Raw genomic sequence first — 16343 nt, 5'->3', positions numbered from 1 at the left:
TTCTGTTAGCTTCGCGAGAGGGTCGCCAGAGACCCGACGCCGACGTCGAAGGAACGCGCCATGAACCGACCGAACATCATCTTCGTCATGTCCGACGATCACGCCGCCCACGCGATCTCCGCGTACGGCAGCCGGGTCAATCAGACGCCGCACCTCGACCGGATCGCCGAAGAAGGCGTCCGGATGGACGCGGTGTTCTGTACCAACTCCATCTGCAGCCCCTCGCGGGCGTCGATCCTGACCGGCACGTACAGCCACGTGAACGGCGTTTCTTCCATCTGGACCGAGATGGACTATCGCGTCCCCACGTTCGTCGATGTCCTCCACGACGCCGGCTACCGCACGGCGATGTTCGGCAAATGGCACCTCGGCGAGCACGGGGTGTCGCTGCCGCGGGGCTTCGACGAATGGAAGATCTTCCCCGGCCAGGGCGACTACGTCGATCCCGAGATGATCGACGAGAACGGTTCGTCGACGGTTCCGGGATACGCCACGGACATCGTCACCGACCTCTCGATCGACTGGCTGAAGTCCCTCGACGAGGACGAGCCGTTCTGCATGATGGTGCATCACAAGGCCCCGCACCGCCCGTGGATCCCCGACGAGAAGCACAAGCACCTGTACGCCGACGGCAGCATCCCCGAGCCTGAGACGTTCTTCGACGACTACGAGACGCGCAGCATGGCCGTGCGGGGCGTCCGCATGACGATCGCCGACGACATGGGCGCGGACGATCTGAAGACCGAGGTGCCCGCCCACCTTCGCGGCGAGGAGAACCGCGCCGCGCGCATGAGCTGGAAGTACCAGATCTACATGCGCGACTACCTGCAGTGCATCCAGTCCATCGACGACAACGTCGGTCGTCTGCTCGACCACCTCGAGGAGAGCGGCCTGGCCGAGAACACCCTCATCGTCTACACCTCCGATCAGGGCTTCTTCCTCGGCGACCACGGCTGGTTCGACAAGCGCCTCATGTTCGATCAGTCACTGCAGATGCCGATGCTGATCCGCTGGCCGGCCGAGATCCCCTCGGGAACGCGCTGCGAGGCGATCATCACGAACGTCGATTTCGCCGCGACCTTCCTCGACGTCTGCGGGATCGAGGCCGACGCGGCGCTGCCGACCTCCCAGGGGCGCAGCTTCCGTGCGCTGCTGCGCGGCGAGGACGTGGCGGACTGGCCGGATGCCGCGTACTACCGCTACTGGGAGCACGACGACCCGATCCACGCCGCGCCCGCGCACTACGGCATCCGCACGGCGGAGTACAAGCTCATCCACTACTACGGCGCCGGCCTCGGCGTCCCCGGGGCGTCCGATGCGACCTTCGCCCCGGAGTGGGAGCTGTACGACCTCGCGAACGATCCCACCGAGGTGCGCAACGTCGCGGACGACCCGGCGTACGCGCAGATCCGGGCCGATCTCGAGGTGAAGCTCGCCGAGTACCAGCGGCACTACGCCGACGAGCCCTACCGCGGCCCGGAGACACCGCGCCCGGAGTGGGGCCCGTACGACGAGGAGCTGTTCGAGAAGGTCCGCGCGTACGTCGAGGGCATCCGCTCCTCGAGCTGACCCCGCCTGCTCCCCTCCCCCGTGACCGCGAGACTGCATCCTCCGGTCGAGACTGCACGCCGCGCACGCAGTCTCGACGGGAAGATGCAGTCTCGCGGTCGGGGAGGGCACAGGCGTGGGGCGTTGGCAAGCCCCTCGCCGCGGGAGCGACGGGGGTGTTCGGTGGAGGAGCCACCCAACGATCCCAGGAGGTCCCCATGAACGACGACCGGCAGCACGAGGACGACAACGACAACCACGCGGCATCCGCCGGCTCGGAATCGCCCGAAGAGGGACAGGCGGCGCGAGCGGATGCCGAAGACGCCGTCGAGGGCGGTGACGCGCACGGCGACAGCCGCTAGCGTGTGAGCAGTCGCCCGCGAACGGCGGGCGCGACCCCACGGGAGCTCGCATGAACCGTCCCCTCGGCGTCACCCTCGTCGCCATCGTCGCGTGGCTGAACGGCTTCTTCCAGATCATCGGTGCCATCTTCGTCGTCATCGGCGGCCTCCTCATCACGCCCGTCGCACTCATCGGCTGGGTGAGTCTCGTGGTCGGCATCATCACCCTCGCCGTGGGGATGGGCCTCTGGAAGGGCAACCCCACCGCCCGGACCGTCGCGATCATCGTGTTCTCGATCACGATCATCCTCGGCGTCATCAGCCTCTTCTCGGGCGAAGGATTCTGGTCGGTGCTCGCGGGATCGTTCCTGTCGATCGTCGGCCTGATCCTGCTGTCGACCCGGAACGCGCGACGCTACTTCGCGCGCTGATGGCCTGGAGCACCCGAGAACTCGCCGACCTCGCGGGCACGACCGTCAACACCGTCCGGCACTACCACCGCCTGGGCCTGCTCACCGAACCCGACCGGCGATACAACGGCTACAAGCAGTACCGCACCGAGCACCTCGTCGCGCTCCTGCGCATCCGCCGATTCGTCGACCTCGGCGTCCCACTGGCCCAGATCGGCGACGTCGGAGCCGACAGCCTGACCGCGGCGGAGGCCCTGGCGGAGGTGGATGCCGAACTCCAGGCCAAGATCGAACGCCTCCAGGAAGCCCGCGCCGCCATCGCCACGATCCTCGAGACCGACGCCCCCGCCGACACCCCGGCGGGCTTCGAAGCCGTGGGGTCGCGCCTGTCGAGCGCGGACTCCTCGATGATCCACCTCTACACGCGCCTGTACGACGAGGAGTCCCTCACCGACCTCCGCGAGATCGTCACGCACGACGAGGATCCCGTCGGCGCGGAGATCGATCGACTGCCGGCGGATGCCGACGAGCAGACCCGCCGGAACCTCGCCGCACGCCTGGCGCCGAGCCTCGCCCAGAACCTCCGCGACTACCCCTGGCTGCTCGATCCGGGAGACCGCCTCACGCGGGGCGAACAGGCCACGCGCGACACGGTCGTCGACGCGATGCGCGAGGTGTACAACCCCGCGCAGCTCGAGGTGTCGGCGCGCGCGAGCCTCCTGGCGCACGCGATGGTCGCCGACGACTGACGGCGGTTCAGCTGATCCCGGCGCGCAGGAGCCCTTCCGACGACAGGGCGATCTCGGCGAACCTCTCCCCGATGAGCGCATGCCCCTCCGCGCTCGGGTGCAGCGCATCCGGCAGGGGCACCGCCGCGGCATCCGTTTCGCCGTACAGCCGCAGGCCATCGAGATACCGCAGCTGCGGGTCGTCGCTCCGCGCCGCGACCACCTCGGCGAGCGCGTCACGGATGACCCGCAGCGTGAGCCGGCCCGCCGCGACCTCCGCGGGGTCGCCGGTGGCGACGAACCGCATCTCACCGGTCGCCCACCCGGCCGGGTCCACCGCACCGGGGCCGGGGGTGTCCTCGTGGATGCCGCAGAAGATCGGCGACACCAGCAGCAGGGGCGTGTCCGGGTGGCCGTCGCGGATCGTGTCGAGGAAGCCGTGCACCGCCGGGACGAAGCTCCGCACCCGCATCGCGTCGAGGTTCACGACGTTGATCCCGAGCTTGACGCTGATGAGGTCGGCCGGGGTGTCGCGGATCACCCTCGCGACGAACGGATCCACCAGCGCACTGCCGCCGAAGCCGAGGTTCTGCAGCCGCACCCCGGCGCGACGGGCCGAGATGACCGGCCAGATCCGTGTCGGCGTCGTCGCGTTCGAGCCCTGGCTGATCGAGCTGCCGTGGTGCAGCCAGAGCGGACCGTCGGTCGGGGCCGGGCGCAGCGGGGCGTCGGCGCGGAGCGCCACCAGCTCGACCTGCTCGTTGTGCGGCAGCCAGATCTCCACGGTCTTGTCTCCGGATCCGGTCAGCGCCACCTCGACGGTGTCTGCGGCACCCGAGACGAGCGTGCTGCCGCCGGTCTGCATGTCGAGCTCTACCGCGTCTCCCGCGCGCAGTTCCTGCGAGCCGATCAGCTCGCCGTCGACCACCACGTCCACCACTCCTCGCGGTCGCGGCAGTCCGCGGTAGGCGACGCGCGTCGCGTGCAGATCGAGCGCGAGCGAGGTCGCACTCGTGACGACGGAGAGACGGATGCCGGAGGGCTGCGCCTCCATCATCGTCAGCTGCGGATCGGCGTCGCGCTCGCGCATCCGCGCGGGGAGCCGGTGAGGGCGCAGGCCCCGATCGGTGCGCTCGAGTTCGGCGGCGCCGAGGATCAGGTCGGGGGTCAGGTCGATCGTTTCCATGTCACGCCCATCCCAGCACAGTCACCACCCGAGCGCCGCTGCCGCGACGAGTCCGGTCCACACGACGATCGCCACCACCTGCCACAGGATCACCCACCCCTTGCGCATGCCCGAGGCGACGAAGAACGCCGCGGTCAGCTGCGTCGGAAGCGCGAGAGGCGCGATGAGGCTCGCCCCCGGAACGCCGAACGGCACGAGCCACGCGCTCAGACGGCGGCGACCCTTCGCGGTGCGCGACGGCTTACCGGGGGCCTCGGCAGGGTCGGCGGCACCTGCGGAATCAGTGGGGTCGCCTCCGGAACCGGCACCCACACGCACCGGCTCCGCCGTCCGTGCACGCCGGGCGACCACGGCCTCGCGCGCTCGGGCGCCGAAGACCACGACGAGCACGACGGAGAGGATGTTCCCCGTGGCGCCGGCAACGGCGGCGACGAGCGGGTTGATGCCGACGAGGATCCCGAGCGCCGCCGACCACTGTGTTGTCGGAACACAGTCAAGTCGTAGGCTCGGACGATGGCCGCCACGCTCGTCATCGTCGACATCCAGAACGACTACTTCCCCGGCTACGCCTTCCCGCTCGTGGGGGCGGATGCCGCTGCCGCGCGCGCGAGCGAACTTCTCGCCGCGTGGCGCGAACGCGGAGCTCCGATCCTGCACGTCCGGCACGTGTGGGAAGGCCCGGATGCCGCCTTCCTGCGGCCCGACACCGCCGGCTCCGAGATCCACCCGCTCGTCGCCCCGCGCGGCGAGGAGACCGTCATCATCAAGGAGCATCCGAACGCCTTCCGCGACACCCCGCTCGACGGCATCCTCACCGCCCTCGACAGTCGCGACCTCGTCGTCTGCGGGATGATGTCGAGCCTCTGCGTCGATGCGACCGTCCGCGCGGCCGCCGACCTCGGGTACACCGTCACGGTCGCGCACGACGCCTGCGCCGCCCCCGACCTCGACCTCGAGGGCGAGACGGTGCCGGGTCGCCAGGTGCATGCCGCGTTCATGGCCGCTCTCGCCGACAGCTACGCCACCCTGGCACCCGTGCGCGAGCTCGTCGCGTAGCGGCCGACGTCCGCGTCAAACGCCGGGGACGAATCGACCTTTTCGCCCCCGGAAGTGTCCCGAAGCGCCGGAATCTCCCCGCACTTTCACGCGGAACCGGTCAGCTGAGCGTCGCGATCGCCTCGAGGGCGGCATCCGTTCCGCGATCCGCCTGCATTCGCACAGCGACCTCTGCCGCCGCCGCGGCGTAGCGCGGCGCCGCATCGAGCGCGTCGGCGAGCCGGTCGGCGGTCAGCCGACGCGCGGGGATCGCCGCAGGACCGAGAGCCCGACGGCGCAGCACGGCGCCCCAGAACGGCTGGTCGGCGATGAACGGGACCACGATCGACACGGTCCCCGCGCGGAGCGCCGCCTGAACCGTACCGATGCCGCCGTGGTGGATGGCCGCCACCGCGCGCGGCAGCACGAGGTCGTGCGCCACGGAATCGACGACGAGGACGTCATCGCCCTGCAGGTCGGCGGTGACGGCGAGACCGCCGAGTCCGTTCGCCACGAGAAGGCGGTGTCCTGCGCGACGCGCGGCCTCGACGACGATCCGCCCCCGTTCCCGGGGATCACCGGCGGCCATCGACCCGAATCCCGCGTAGACGAAGGGTCCCGCTTCAGCGAAGTCGGCGATCTCCGCGGGGAGGTGAGCGGATGCCGGGACCGCTTCGTGCCAGGGCCCCGTGAGGTGGACCGAGGGGGGCCAGTCGACCGGTCGCGGGAGGAGGGCGGGGCTGATCGGGAGCAGCGTCGCCGCCGGCGGGGTCGCGCGCCGCGGCATCCGGATCCCGAGGAGTCCCGCCGCCTCCCGCAGGTCGCGACGGAAGAGGGCGGCAGCGCCGGACGCCGCCCGGTAGGTGAGCCGATTGAGCGGACCGAGGTCGGCGGTCACCGTACCGGCGGCCGCGAACGCGCGCGTCGGTGTGACGGCCGGGACCATTTCAACCAGCACGTGCGGGATGCCGAGCGCCTCGCCGATCAGCGGCGCCGAGAGCACCTTGGGGTGGGCGACGACGACGTCGGGCCGGAAGTCCCGTGCGATGCGGGCGGGCTCGACGATCACCTTCCGCATCGCGGGGTTCACCGCGCGACGATAGTTCGCGATCGCGGCGCGGACCGACACCCCCTGGGCCTGAATGAGGTGCGAGTAGTCGATGCCGAGACTCACGACGTCGACGCCGTCCGCCGCCACGCCGGAGTTGTCGGGCGCGACGACGCGCACCGGGTGCCCGGCGCGCTGCGCGGCCCGGGCGAGGGCGACGAACGGCTCGACATCGCCGCGCGATCCCGCCGTGACCAGCAGCATCCTCATCGCGCGTGCTCCAGCCTGTCGTCCACCATGAGCCCTCGCGTGAGGACTTCGGCGAGGGGACCGGCGATCCGCCGGATCCCGGCATCCGTTCCCTCCGCCCACTCGTTGAGGCGTCGGCGCCATGCGAAGGGGGCAAGCCCCAGGACGACGAGCGCGACGGCCTGACCGTCGCGATCCTCCGAGGGGCGGATGCCGCCCCCGGGGTCCGCGATCGCGTCCTGGGCGAGATCCACCAGCCGGGCGAACAGCCGCCTCGCGCCGTCGGTGTCATCGTCGAGGGTGGTGGCGAGGTAGGGCCCGTACGTGTCGATGACAGCGCCGAGAGACTCACGATCGCCGGACACCTTCGCCCCGATGGACGCCTCGACGCGCGCGTCGCACTCCTCGCGCAGCGCGGCCTTCGAGCCGAAGTGGTGCGTCAGCAGAGCCGGACTCACCCCCGCCGCGGCGGCGATCTGCCGCACGGACGCCGACGCATACCCCGAGGACGTGAAGCACGCGAACGCCGCGTCGACGATTCGGGCGCGAGCAGTGCGGTCGACGTCGGGGGCCGTCACGGGTGCTGTACGCATGTACAGCATTCTGTACATGCGTACAGCACCGCGCAAGGGGCGACCGAGCTGCACCGGACGCCCGCGTCAAACGCCGGGGACGAATCGACCTTTTCAACCCCGGACGCACGCCGAAACGCCGGAATCTCCCCGCGCTTTCACGCGGAACCGGTCAGCGGAGCTTCGCGACGATCGCGGCGATGCGACGCGCGCGGGTCTCTGGCGCCTTCGCGCCCTCGACGTTCGTCACGTGCTCCTTCCTCGCGCTCGGCGCCAGGGCATCGAAAGCCGCGACGACGCCCGCGTCGGCGAGCGCGGCGGCGAGGTCGTCCGGAATCTCGACGGTCCGCGGGGCGGTGTCGAGCGCGAGGTCCACGACGATCGCGTCTCCACCGGCGAGTCCCGTGGCCGCACGCTTGTCGGACGAGAACGGCAGCAGCTGTCGACCACCCATCACCGCGAGGGTGCTGGGGTAGGTGAACCCGTTGACGGTGACCGTCACCGCGGCCCGCTTGCCGCCGCCGAGCGCCTCGACGATCTCGGGCGGCACCTCGATGCCGGTGTTGTTGCCCGTCTGGAACAGCGTCGTCTCGAACCGCATGCGGCGAGTGTGCCAGAGCCGCGACACTCCGTCGAGGGGGCGAGAGGTCGCCTCGGCGTCGAGAACGCGGGACGAATGCGGGCCGGAGAGGCCCCCGGGGTCGCGCGGGCGCCGAATCTCCCGCGTTTTCGACGCCGAAGCGCTGGGACCGGCGGGTGCCGCGCCCGGCTCAGCGGACGCGGATGGCGCCCGGCTGCAGGGTGACCTCGAACTCGCGGGTCTTGCCGATCCCCTCGCCGTCGATCTCGAACTCGCGCGGGTCGGGCAGGGTCACGCGGATGCGGCGGGCGCGGCCGTGGGTGACGGCATCCGAGTTCGTCGCCTCGTCCTTGTTGCCGATCAGACGCCCGAGGCCGTTGTCCCACACCATCGTCTTCAGCGTCCCGAGCCATTCGCCGAGCCCCTCGGCGCTCAGCAGCAGGTAGTCGAGCTCACCGTCGGAGGGGTCGGCATCCGGCATGAGGGTGAGACCGCCCTGCAGGGTGCCGCAGTTGGCGATCAGGAGGGTATGCCCCTCCTCGTCACGACCGGGGAGGTCATCGGCGGTGAGGTGGAACGGCACGATGTCGCTCGCGGTCAGCGCACGCCCGAGAGACTCGACGTACGCGAGCCACCCGGCGCGGGCCTTGAGATCCTCGTTCGTCTCGGCGATCATGTGGGCGTCGATCCCGAAGCCGATCATCACGACGAACGCGTGGCGCTCCTTGCCCCCCTCCAGCTCGACATCGACCCAGCCGACATCGACCGGCAGCGCGTCGCCCGAAAGGGCCCGCTCGACCGCGGCCTCGACGTCGTTGATCGGGACGCCGAGGTTCCGTGCGAGGAGGTTTCCGGTTCCGAGGGGCACGATGCCGAGGTCGGCGTCGGCCTTCGCGTCGGCGAGCGCCTCGGCCACCGCGCGCACCGTCCCGTCACCGCCGGCGACGAGGATGAGGTCGGCGCCGGCCTCGAGCGCCCGGGCCGTCGCGCCCTGACCGGGGTCGTCGACGGTCGTCTCGAACCACGACACCGGGGTGTCACCGACGGTGCCGGCCTTCTCCTGGACCCCCACCAGGGCGTCGCCGAGGACGTCCTTCTCGGTCTTCGACGGGTTCCACACGACGGCGATACGCGCACTCATGGGTACATCATGCCCGCCCGTCGGCGGAGAGAGAGGGGGATGCGGTGCGCTCAGGGAGTGAGTACAGTCACTCCGGCATTCCGCAGCTCCTCCGCGAGTTCCTCCGACGGCTCCTCATCGGTGACGAGGTAGTCGGCCCCTTCGAGCGGGGCGATCTGGGCGAACAGGCGTCGGTCGAGCTTGGTCGAGTCGGCGAGGATGACGGTGCGCTCGGCACGCCGGGTCATCTCGGCCATCATCGACGCGTCGCCGAGGTTCGAGGTGGAGTAGCCCGAGCGATCGACGGCACCGACCGCGACGAGGGCGAGATCCGCACGGATGTCGCCCTCGAGGTTCGCCGCGCTCATGGGCAGCGCCACCGGACCGGTGGTCGCCTGAGTGAGGGTGCGCACCGCTCCCCCGAACACGTAGAGGTCGCGGAAGGCGTTCGGTGAGAGCTCCGCGGGGATCCGCAGGTTGTTCGTCGCGATCGTGAGGTCGCGGTGATTGCGCAGCGCCCGCGCGACCGCGAGGGTCGTCGTGCCCCCGTTCAACATGATCACCTGGCCGTCCTCGACGAGTTCGGCGGCGAGCTTGGCGATCGCCTCCTTCTCGCCCACCTGCATGCGGAGGCGCACGTCGAGCCCCCGATCGCGTCCCGGAGTGTCGCTCGCGCTCACCGCGCCGCCGTGGGTGCGGACCACCACCCCCTCGCGGTCGAGCTGGTCGAGGTCGCGGCGGATGGTGTCGATCGACACCGAGAAGTGCTCGGCGAGATCGGCGACCGTGACCCGGCCGACCTCCTCGACGTACGCGGCGAGGTCCGCCTTGCGCCCTGCGGGGAGTCGCCGGCCTCTCTGCGTGAGATGCGCGTTCATGCGGTCATGCCTAGCACATCTGCCAGAATTCCAGGGAAGCAGTTGCAAGAAACAGCAGGATCGGCCCGCTCCGATGCACAACCGAGATCATTTTCTGCGAGTTTTTGCTTGACGACCTCGGGCAAACCCCGGCATACTCTTGCGTAAAGAGGCATTAAACGGCAGATCTGCGCGTGATGCCGCATGAATCTCGAAGGAGAGAACCATGGCAATCCCACATCGGCTCCCCCGCAGGACGACCCTGCTGGCGGGACTGGCAACCGCAACGGCATCCGTCGTCGTCCTGGCCGGATGCAGCTCCGGCGGCGGTGGTGGCGGAGACGACTCCGGCGCCGACGGCGACGTCACGATCGAATTCGCGCAGTGGTGGGAGCCCGAACTCCCCGACGGCTCGTTCCGCGCGCTCATGGACCAGTTCGAAGAGGCCAATCCCGGCATCACCGTCGACCTGGTCAGCGGCCCCTACGCCGCGACCAAGGAGCAGCTGTTCGCCGGCGCCGCCTCGGGCACCATGCCCGACGTCGTCGGCCTCGACGGCGCGTGGGTGAACGACTTCGCGAAGCAGGGCGTCATCACCGACCTCACCGCCCTCATGAGCGAGACCGGCTACGACGACTCCGAGCTCGCCAGCCAGATCCAGGTCGACGGCAGCACCTACATGATCCCGGTGGTCAACTTCGTCTACCCGATGTTCACGAACGACGCGATCCTCGCCGAGGCGGGCGTCGACGCACCCCCGGCCACGCGGAGCGAGTTCGCCGAAGCGGCCGAGGCGATCACCGCGCTCGGCGACGACGTGTCCGGCTGGGCGCTCCCACTCTCCCTCGAGGCCCCGAACGGCGTGCAGAACGACGTCATGTCGTGGGTGTGGGCCTCCGGCGGCTCCATGCTCGCCGACGGTCAGCCCGACCTCACCAACGAGGCCGTCACGAGCGCCTCGGAGTACATCGCCGATCTGTGGGATGCCGGGGTCATCGCCCCCGGAAGCTTCACGATGAAGGAGCAGGACAAGGTCGAGGAGTTCACCAACGAACGCGTCGGCATGATGATCGACACCCTGTCGCACATCAACCTGATCCGGGAGTCCAACCCCGACCTCGAGTTCTCCATCTCGCCCATCCCGGCCGAGGACGGCTACGACGGCGAGCGCGGCATCCCCTACGCCTCGTGGGGCATCGGCGTCGCCGAGAACAGCGAGAACAAGGAGGCGGCGTTCACGCTCGTGGAGTTCCTGATGAGCGCGGACGTGAACTCCGAGCTCTCGACGATCGCGAACGCCTTCCCGGGCAACACCGAGTCGGTGCCGGACTTCGTGAACGACGACGAGCTGTTCGCCACGGCGTTCGAGATCTACCAGGCCGGCTACCCCGCGAACGAGTTCACCGGCCTCCCCGTCGCGGAAGAGCTCATGCGCCTGTTCGGCGAGCAGTTCCAGGCGGCACTGGACGGTCAGCAGACCATCCCGGATGCCCTGGAGAAGGCGCAGGCGGCATGGGAATCCGAGTTCTGATCCGGTAACCCACCCGCGGGAGCCCCCCGAAGCCCGGGTGCCGTCACCACGCTGGCGGCACCCGGCCCACCCCCTCATCCGCCCGAACCGAACCGGCAGCCCCGAGAAGGACGATGACGTCATGACTCTGCGCAGTTTCGCAGCCCCGGACACCGAGACCCTGGTGACCGGCGCCCCCCTCTCGAGAAGGCGACGTCAGCTCCGACGCGCAGCCGAGTCCTACGCGTACCTCGCGCCGACCCTGGTGCTGCTGTTCGTCCTGATGGTCATCCCGATCGTGATGGTCATCGGCTACTCGTTCCAGGATCGCGCGATCATGGGCGGCGAGCCCGAGATCGTCGGGTTCGAGAACTACCTCACGGTCCTCACCGACAGCGGGTTCTGGCGCGCGACCTCCAACACGCTGTTCTTCACCATCGTCAGCGTCGCCGTGCACCTCGTCCTCGGCATGACCTTCGCGCTGCTGCTGAACTCCAAGCTCATCGGCGTCATCCCCCGCGCGATCTTCCGCGCCCTCTACGTCCTGCCGTGGCTGTTCACCGCGGCCGTCATCGCGGTGCTGTGGCGGATGCTGCTCGCCCCGAACGGCGTGATCAACTTCCTCCTCAACACGGATGTCGAGTGGCTCGCCAATCCGCAGCTCGCCCTCGGCACGGTGACCTTCATCAACATCTGGGCCGGCTACCCCTTCTTCATGGTGAGTCTCCTCGCCGGCCTCCAGGGCATCCCCGGCGACCTCTACGAGGCGGCGACCGTCGACGGCGCCGGTCCCGTCCAGCGCTTCTGGAACGTCACCGTCCCGCAGCTGCGACCGATCATCATCAGCCTCATCCTGCTCGACCTCATCTGGACCTCGCAGCAGTTCGCGCTGATCTGGATGACCACCGGCGGCGGTCCGATCGACGTCACCGAGGTGCTCAGCACCTTCACCTACAAGCTCGCGTTCGCCCGCTACGACTTCTCCCTCGCCGCGACATCCGCGGTCCTGGTGCTGCTGATGTCGATGGTGCTGGCGATCCTCTACGTCCGCCACCAGAAGGCGAGGGACTGACATGTCGCGCACCGCTGTCGCCGGGACCACCGTGTCCGGCACGACGCCCACCTCCCGACCTCCCCGCACCAGCCGGGCCACCCGCACCCGCATCGCCCGCATCGGCGTCGTGGTGGGCCTGCTCCTCGGCGCCGTGTTCGCCGCGGGTCCGGTGCTCTGGATGCTCTCGAGCTCGTTCAAGTCGAACACCGAGATCTTCGAGCTGCCCCCGCGGCTGATCACGGAGTCGTTCTCGTTCGACGCCTACATCGCGATCCTCACCGACCCGGAGGCGGTGCGGTTCTTCCTGAACAGCTACATCGTCGCCGGGGCGGTGACGATCCTCACCCTCCTCGTCGCGATCCAGGCGGCGTACGCGTTCAGCCGGTTCGAGTTCCGCGGGAAGCGCATCCTGAACGTCGTCATCATCAGCGTGCAGGCCGTTCCGCCGATCACGCTGCTGATCCCGTACTTCGGCCTCGTCGTCGCGCTCGGTCTCTACAACACCTACCCGGGCCTGATCTTCACCTACATGGTGTTCACGCTGCCCTACGCGATCATCATGATGACCGGGTACTTCAACACCCTCCCCCGCGAACTCGACGAAGCCGTCCGCGTCGACGGCGCCGGGTCCTTCACCGCCCTCTGGCGGGTCCTCGTGCCGATCTCGGTGCCCGGCATCGTCTCGGTCGGGATCTACACGTTCATGATCGCGTGGAACGAGTACCTCTTCGCCCTCACGCTCACCCGCACCACGGACATGCGCACCGTTCCCATCGGCATCCAGCTCCTGATGGGACAGCACTCCTACGAGTGGAACCAGATCATGGCGATGAGCGTGCTCGGCTCGATCCCCGTGCTGATCCTCTTCCTCGTGCTGCAGCGCTACTTCATCAGCGGACTGACCGCGGGCTCCGTCAAGAGCTGACGACGCCCGACCCTCGACCCCACCCAATAAAGGAGAACCCCCGTGCTGTACACCGGCAAATCCATCCTCGACGTCGCCAACGAACGCGGCTTCGCCATCCCCGCCTTCAACATCAGCGACTGGGCGATGTTCAACGGCGTGATGGACATCAGCGAGGAGCTCGATGCTCCGGTGATCATCGCGATCCACCCGGACGAGGTCAGCCACATCACCACCGACCTGATCCCCGCGATGCACGCCCGCGCCCACCGCTCGAGCGTTCCGGTGGCGATCCATTGGGACCACGGCGGCACCTACGAGCAGATGATCACCGCGATCCAGTCCGGCTTCACCTCGGTGATGATCGACGCGTCGCTGCTGCCGTTCGAGGAGAACGTCGCGCTGACGAAGAAGGTCGTCGACGCCGCGCACGCCGTCGGCATCCAGGTCGAGGGCGAGCTCGGCACCATCGGCGCGAACGACAGCTACGGCGAGTCCGGTGCGGCCGAGATCATCTACACCAACGTCGACGACGCGGTCCGCTTCGTCGAGCAGACCGGCGTCGACAGCCTCGCGATCGCCATCGGCACCTCGCACGGGCTCTACCCGGCCGACAAGAACCCCGAGCTCCGCCACGACCTGCTCGAGCAGATCAAGGCCGCCGTCGGCATCCCCCTCGTCCTCCACGGCGGATCGGGGAACCCCGACAGTGAGCTCGCCCGCGCGGTGTCGCTCGGTATCAACAAGATCAACATCTCCAGCGACATCAAGGTCAGCTACCACAACCGGATGCGCGAGATCCTCGGCACCGACGTGCGCCTGCGCGAGCCGAACGCGATCCAGCCGGAGCCCATCGCGGCGATGAAGGTCACCGCGGCCGAGAAGATCCGCCTGTTCGGCGCGGACGGCAAGGCTCCGCTGTACTGAGACCCGGACGGCGCGGAAGCCGGACGAACCACGGAGAGGGGGCGGGCGTGACGAGGAACCTCGTGCTCGGGCTCGGCGGCACCGTCGACTACGAGATCGCGTGGGACGCCGACGTGTTCGACGACCTGGCGGCGTCCTACGGGATCGGCCGGCACGACCTGACGACGACGGCTCCCCTCTCCGATGAGCGCGCCCTCGTCGTGGCGATCCTCGCGTTCGCCTCAACGGGTGCGGGCGGCGAGCGCTTCATCGCCTCGTCCGACATCATCGAGCGGTTCGCCGCGCGCTTCGACACCGCCGTCACCCTCGGCGGGACCGGGGTGCGGGCGGGGCTCGCGCTCGAGCGGCTCGGCATCCCGAGCGTGCAGCATCTGGTCAGCATCGACGACACCGTGCGGAGGCTCCTCCCCCCGAGCCTCCGCACGGTGTGCTCGGCGACCGAGGACACCCTCGATCCGCACCTCATCGTGCAGTTCCGTCCCGGGGACCGGATCCGACTGACGGATGCCGAGCTCACCGTCCCGGCGGCGAACCGGCTGATCGTCGCCAACGATCCGCCGAACCGGGGGATGGCGATCGCGCCGGAGCTCGCCGACGCGGCGGAATCGGCATCCGCGTTCCTGGTGTCGGGCTTCAACACGATGCAGGATGCCGTGCTGCTCGATCGCCGCCTGGACGACCTGCGCGCGGTGATGACTCACCTCCCCGACGACGCGCTGGTCTACTACGAGGACGCGGGGTTCTACGACCGCTCCCTCGCGCACCGGGCGCGCGCGGCGCTGCTCCACCGCATCGACGTGTACGGCATGAACGAGGACGAGCTGCAGGAGTACGTGGGACGACCGGTCGATCTCCTCGACGCCGGCGCCGTGACCGCCGCGCTCCGCGACGCGCAGGGGCTGATCCCGGCGCCCGCCCTCGTCGTGCACACGCGGTACTGGGCGATCGCCGTGGGGCGGGATGCCGCGCGGCACCGCGACGCCCTCGACAGCGCCGTCCTCCTCTCCGCGACCCGGTACCGGGTGGGCGACGCCCTCCGGTCGGACGACCTCGCGGTCACCGCGCGGGGAGCCCGGCACACGACGGGCGCGGCGGTGGTGGCCGCGGTCGAGGACGCCCTCCCGGATGCCGCGGGCGTCGCCGCGTTCGATCTCGACGTGCCGCACCCGACCACGATCGGCCTCGGCGACACCTTCGTCGGCGGTTTCCTCCTCCCCACCGCCCTCGCGGCGCGGGCCGCGAACGCGGCGAGCGCGGCGAGCGCGGCGAGCGGATCGAACGCGTGATCGTCGCCCTGGCCGCGAACCGTCCGCCTGCGCGCTTCTACCGCGGCGGCGCGCGCATCGCGCGGTTCCGCGGAGAGACGGATGCCGCCTCCCACGAGCCGGAGGACTGGGTCGGATCGGTCACGACCGTCGCCGGCCACGACACCGACGGGCTCACCCGCCTCCCGGACGGCCGCTTCCTCCGCGACGCGATCGCGGCCGACCCGGAGCACTGGCTCGGCGCCCGGCACGTCGCACGCTGGGGCGCGGATCCGCAGCTGCTCGTGAAGCTCCTCGACGCCGGTCAACGCCTCCCCGTCCACGCCCACCCGAGCGATGCCTTCGCCCACACCCACCTCGGGCGCACCCACGGCAAGGCCGAGGCCTGGTACATCCTCGAGGGCGGGGCGGTCTACGTCGGACTCCGCGAGGACGTCGATCCCGTCGCGCTCGCCCGGCTCGTGGCCGCTCAGGACGCCGACGCCCTCCTCGGGCTCCTCCACGCGATCGAGGTCTCCCCGGGGGACGTCGTCTGGGTGCCGCCGGGCGAGCTCCACGCGATCGGGGCAGGGGTGTTCCTCCTCGAACTCCAGCAGCCCGAGGACCTCTCGATCCTGCTCGAATGGGACGGCTTCGCCCTCGACGGGGCGCGCGACGGCCACCTCGGGCTCGGCTTCGACGTCGCCCTCCGCGCCGTGAATCACCGCGCCCGGACGCCCGCCGAGATCGGCGCCCTCGTTCGCCCGGCCCCGGCATCCGGGTCCGTGTTCCCCGCCGCAGCCGACGCGTTCTTCCGGCTCGAGCGGCACCGGCTGGGCGACGGCAGGACGGATGCCGCGACCCTGGAGGCCGGCTTCGCGATCGTCATCGTCACCGCCGGCCGCGCGGAACTCGCCGGGGTCGACGCGGCCGCCGGTGCGACCCTCCTCATCCCGGCCGCCGCCGACGCGATCCCTGTGCGCGGGAGCGGCGAGATCCTCGTCGCCCGCCCCCCGCACGCCTGACCGGA

18 protein-coding genes are annotated in these 16343 nt (G+C 70.0%); 11 read left to right on the top strand and 7 right to left on the bottom strand.

From position 1 onward, the window contains the following. Positions 1-60: 60 nt before the first annotated feature. From AB0O93_RS08485 to AB0O93_RS08470, 4 genes are all read left to right on the top strand, one after another. Entirely contained in the window at positions 61-1569 is a 1509-nt protein-coding gene (locus AB0O93_RS08485; RefSeq protein WP_363342371.1) for a sulfatase, read from the top strand. A 197-nt stretch (positions 1570-1766) separates the two neighbouring features. Continuing rightward, the gene (locus tag AB0O93_RS08480) at positions 1767-1910 is read left to right on the top strand and encodes a hypothetical protein (protein WP_363342369.1); all 144 of its coding nucleotides are present in this window, start codon (positions 1767-1769) and stop codon (positions 1908-1910) included. A gap of 50 nt (positions 1911-1960) precedes the next feature. Further along, a complete protein-coding gene (locus AB0O93_RS08475) occupies positions 1961-2320 on the top strand; it encodes a hypothetical protein (protein ID WP_363342367.1) in 360 nt (119 codons plus the stop codon). Further along, positions 2320-3048: a MerR family transcriptional regulator gene (locus AB0O93_RS08470; protein ID WP_363342365.1), complete on the top strand. Its 729-nt coding sequence runs from the start codon at positions 2320-2322 to the stop codon at positions 3046-3048. Before AB0O93_RS08475 ends, AB0O93_RS08470 begins: the two co-directional genes overlap by 1 nt. Positions 3049-3055: 7 nt before the next feature. Here the strand turns inward: AB0O93_RS08470 and AB0O93_RS08465 are convergent, their stop codons facing one another. Both AB0O93_RS08465 and AB0O93_RS08460 read right to left on the bottom strand, forming a co-directional pair. Further along, entirely contained in the window at positions 3056-4213 is a 1158-nt protein-coding gene (locus AB0O93_RS08465; RefSeq protein WP_363342363.1) for a GDSL-type esterase/lipase family protein, read from the bottom strand. A gap of 21 nt (positions 4214-4234) precedes the next feature. After that, positions 4235-4603, bottom strand: coding sequence for a hypothetical protein (locus AB0O93_RS08460; RefSeq protein ID WP_363342361.1), 369 nt, complete (start codon positions 4601-4603; stop codon positions 4235-4237). Between the two features lie 123 nt (positions 4604-4726). Here AB0O93_RS08460 and AB0O93_RS08455 point away from each other — a divergent pair, with 123 nt between their 5' ends. Continuing rightward, positions 4727-5269 (top strand): cysteine hydrolase family protein, encoded by a 543-nt coding sequence (locus AB0O93_RS08455; RefSeq protein WP_363342359.1) that lies wholly within the window; start codon positions 4727-4729, stop codon positions 5267-5269. A 100-nt stretch (positions 5270-5369) separates the two neighbouring features. Here the strand turns inward: AB0O93_RS08455 and AB0O93_RS08450 are convergent, their stop codons facing one another. The 5 genes from AB0O93_RS08450 to AB0O93_RS08430 all read right to left on the bottom strand — a co-directional run bounded on the left by AB0O93_RS08450 (position 5370) and on the right by AB0O93_RS08430 (position 9695). Continuing rightward, positions 5370-6566 (bottom strand): glycosyltransferase, encoded by a 1197-nt coding sequence (locus AB0O93_RS08450; protein WP_363342357.1) that lies wholly within the window; start codon positions 6564-6566, stop codon positions 5370-5372. Further along, entirely contained in the window at positions 6563-7138 is a 576-nt protein-coding gene (locus AB0O93_RS08445; protein ID WP_363342355.1) for a helix-turn-helix domain-containing protein, read from the bottom strand. Before AB0O93_RS08445 ends, AB0O93_RS08450 begins: the two co-directional genes overlap by 4 nt. Before the next feature lie 151 nt (positions 7139-7289). Next, positions 7290-7718 (bottom strand): YdeI/OmpD-associated family protein, encoded by a 429-nt coding sequence (locus tag AB0O93_RS08440; RefSeq protein WP_363342353.1) that lies wholly within the window; start codon positions 7716-7718, stop codon positions 7290-7292. A gap of 169 nt (positions 7719-7887) precedes the next feature. Beyond that, positions 7888-8838 (bottom strand): diacylglycerol kinase family protein, encoded by a 951-nt coding sequence (locus AB0O93_RS08435; protein ID WP_363342351.1) that lies wholly within the window; start codon positions 8836-8838, stop codon positions 7888-7890. Between the two features lie 50 nt (positions 8839-8888). Then, complete coding sequence (locus AB0O93_RS08430; protein ID WP_363342349.1) at positions 8889-9695, bottom strand: DeoR/GlpR family DNA-binding transcription regulator; 807 nt, start codon at positions 9693-9695, stop codon at positions 8889-8891. A gap of 205 nt (positions 9696-9900) precedes the next feature. On the opposite strand from AB0O93_RS08430, the gene AB0O93_RS08425 reads away from it, so the two are divergent. From AB0O93_RS08425 to AB0O93_RS08400, 6 genes are all read left to right on the top strand, one after another. Continuing rightward, the gene (locus AB0O93_RS08425; RefSeq protein ID WP_363342347.1) at positions 9901-11205 is read left to right on the top strand and encodes a sugar ABC transporter substrate-binding protein; all 1305 of its coding nucleotides are present in this window, start codon (positions 9901-9903) and stop codon (positions 11203-11205) included. Positions 11206-11326: 121 nt separating this feature from the next. After that, positions 11327-12256, top strand: coding sequence for a sugar ABC transporter permease (locus AB0O93_RS08420; RefSeq protein ID WP_363342345.1), 930 nt, complete (start codon positions 11327-11329; stop codon positions 12254-12256). Position 12257: 1 nt separating this feature from the next. Continuing rightward, a complete protein-coding gene (locus tag AB0O93_RS08415) occupies positions 12258-13163 on the top strand; it encodes a carbohydrate ABC transporter permease (RefSeq protein WP_363342343.1) in 906 nt (301 codons plus the stop codon). A 42-nt stretch (positions 13164-13205) separates the two neighbouring features. Further along, positions 13206-14069 (top strand): ketose-bisphosphate aldolase, encoded by an 864-nt coding sequence (locus AB0O93_RS08410; RefSeq protein WP_363342341.1) that lies wholly within the window; start codon positions 13206-13208, stop codon positions 14067-14069. A gap of 47 nt (positions 14070-14116) precedes the next feature. Continuing rightward, positions 14117-15355: an ADP-dependent glucokinase/phosphofructokinase gene (locus tag AB0O93_RS08405; protein ID WP_363342339.1), complete on the top strand. Its 1239-nt coding sequence runs from the start codon at positions 14117-14119 to the stop codon at positions 15353-15355. Continuing rightward, on the top strand, positions 15352-16338 hold the full coding sequence (locus AB0O93_RS08400) for a carbohydrate kinase (RefSeq protein WP_363342337.1): 987 nt from the start codon (positions 15352-15354) through the stop codon (positions 16336-16338). The genes AB0O93_RS08405 and AB0O93_RS08400 overlap by 4 nt, the downstream gene beginning before the upstream one ends. The last annotated feature ends 5 nt before the right edge of the window (positions 16339-16343 follow it).

The organism is Microbacterium sp. NPDC077184 (assembly GCF_040687055.1).
GTDB lineage: Bacteria > Actinomycetota > Actinomycetes > Actinomycetales > Microbacteriaceae > Microbacterium.
Note: the sequence above shows the minus strand (reverse complement) of the source record. Positions and strands in the feature narration are given on the sequence as shown.

Excerpts from the sequence above, each read along its gene's own strand:
- AB0O93_RS08485 (WP_363342371.1), top strand. The coding sequence starts at position 61 with ATGAACCGACCGAACATCATCTTCGTCATGTCCGACGATCACGCCGCC.
- AB0O93_RS08450 (WP_363342357.1), bottom strand. The coding sequence starts at position 6,566 with ATGAGGATGCTGCTGGTCACGGCGGGATCGCGCGGCGATGTCGAGCCG.
- AB0O93_RS08430 (WP_363342349.1), bottom strand. The coding sequence starts at position 9,695 with ATGAACGCGCATCTCACGCAGAGAGGCCGGCGACTCCCCGCAGGGCGC.
- AB0O93_RS08440 (WP_363342353.1), bottom strand. The coding sequence starts at position 7,718 with ATGCGGTTCGAGACGACGCTGTTCCAGACGGGCAACAACACCGGCATC.
- AB0O93_RS08475 (WP_363342367.1), top strand. The coding sequence starts at position 1,961 with ATGAACCGTCCCCTCGGCGTCACCCTCGTCGCCATCGTCGCGTGGCTG.
- AB0O93_RS08470 (WP_363342365.1), top strand. The coding sequence starts at position 2,320 with ATGGCCTGGAGCACCCGAGAACTCGCCGACCTCGCGGGCACGACCGTC.
- AB0O93_RS08425 (WP_363342347.1), top strand. The coding sequence starts at position 9,901 with ATGGCAATCCCACATCGGCTCCCCCGCAGGACGACCCTGCTGGCGGGA.
- AB0O93_RS08435 (WP_363342351.1), bottom strand. The coding sequence starts at position 8,838 with ATGAGTGCGCGTATCGCCGTCGTGTGGAACCCGTCGAAGACCGAGAAG.
- AB0O93_RS08445 (WP_363342355.1), bottom strand. The coding sequence starts at position 7,138 with ATGCGTACAGCACCCGTGACGGCCCCCGACGTCGACCGCACTGCTCGC.
- AB0O93_RS08465 (WP_363342363.1), bottom strand. The coding sequence starts at position 4,213 with ATGGAAACGATCGACCTGACCCCCGACCTGATCCTCGGCGCCGCCGAA.
- AB0O93_RS08455 (WP_363342359.1), top strand. The coding sequence starts at position 4,727 with ATGGCCGCCACGCTCGTCATCGTCGACATCCAGAACGACTACTTCCCC.
- AB0O93_RS08415 (WP_363342343.1), top strand. The coding sequence starts at position 12,258 with ATGTCGCGCACCGCTGTCGCCGGGACCACCGTGTCCGGCACGACGCCC.
- AB0O93_RS08480 (WP_363342369.1), top strand. The coding sequence starts at position 1,767 with ATGAACGACGACCGGCAGCACGAGGACGACAACGACAACCACGCGGCA.
- AB0O93_RS08420 (WP_363342345.1), top strand. The coding sequence starts at position 11,327 with ATGACTCTGCGCAGTTTCGCAGCCCCGGACACCGAGACCCTGGTGACC.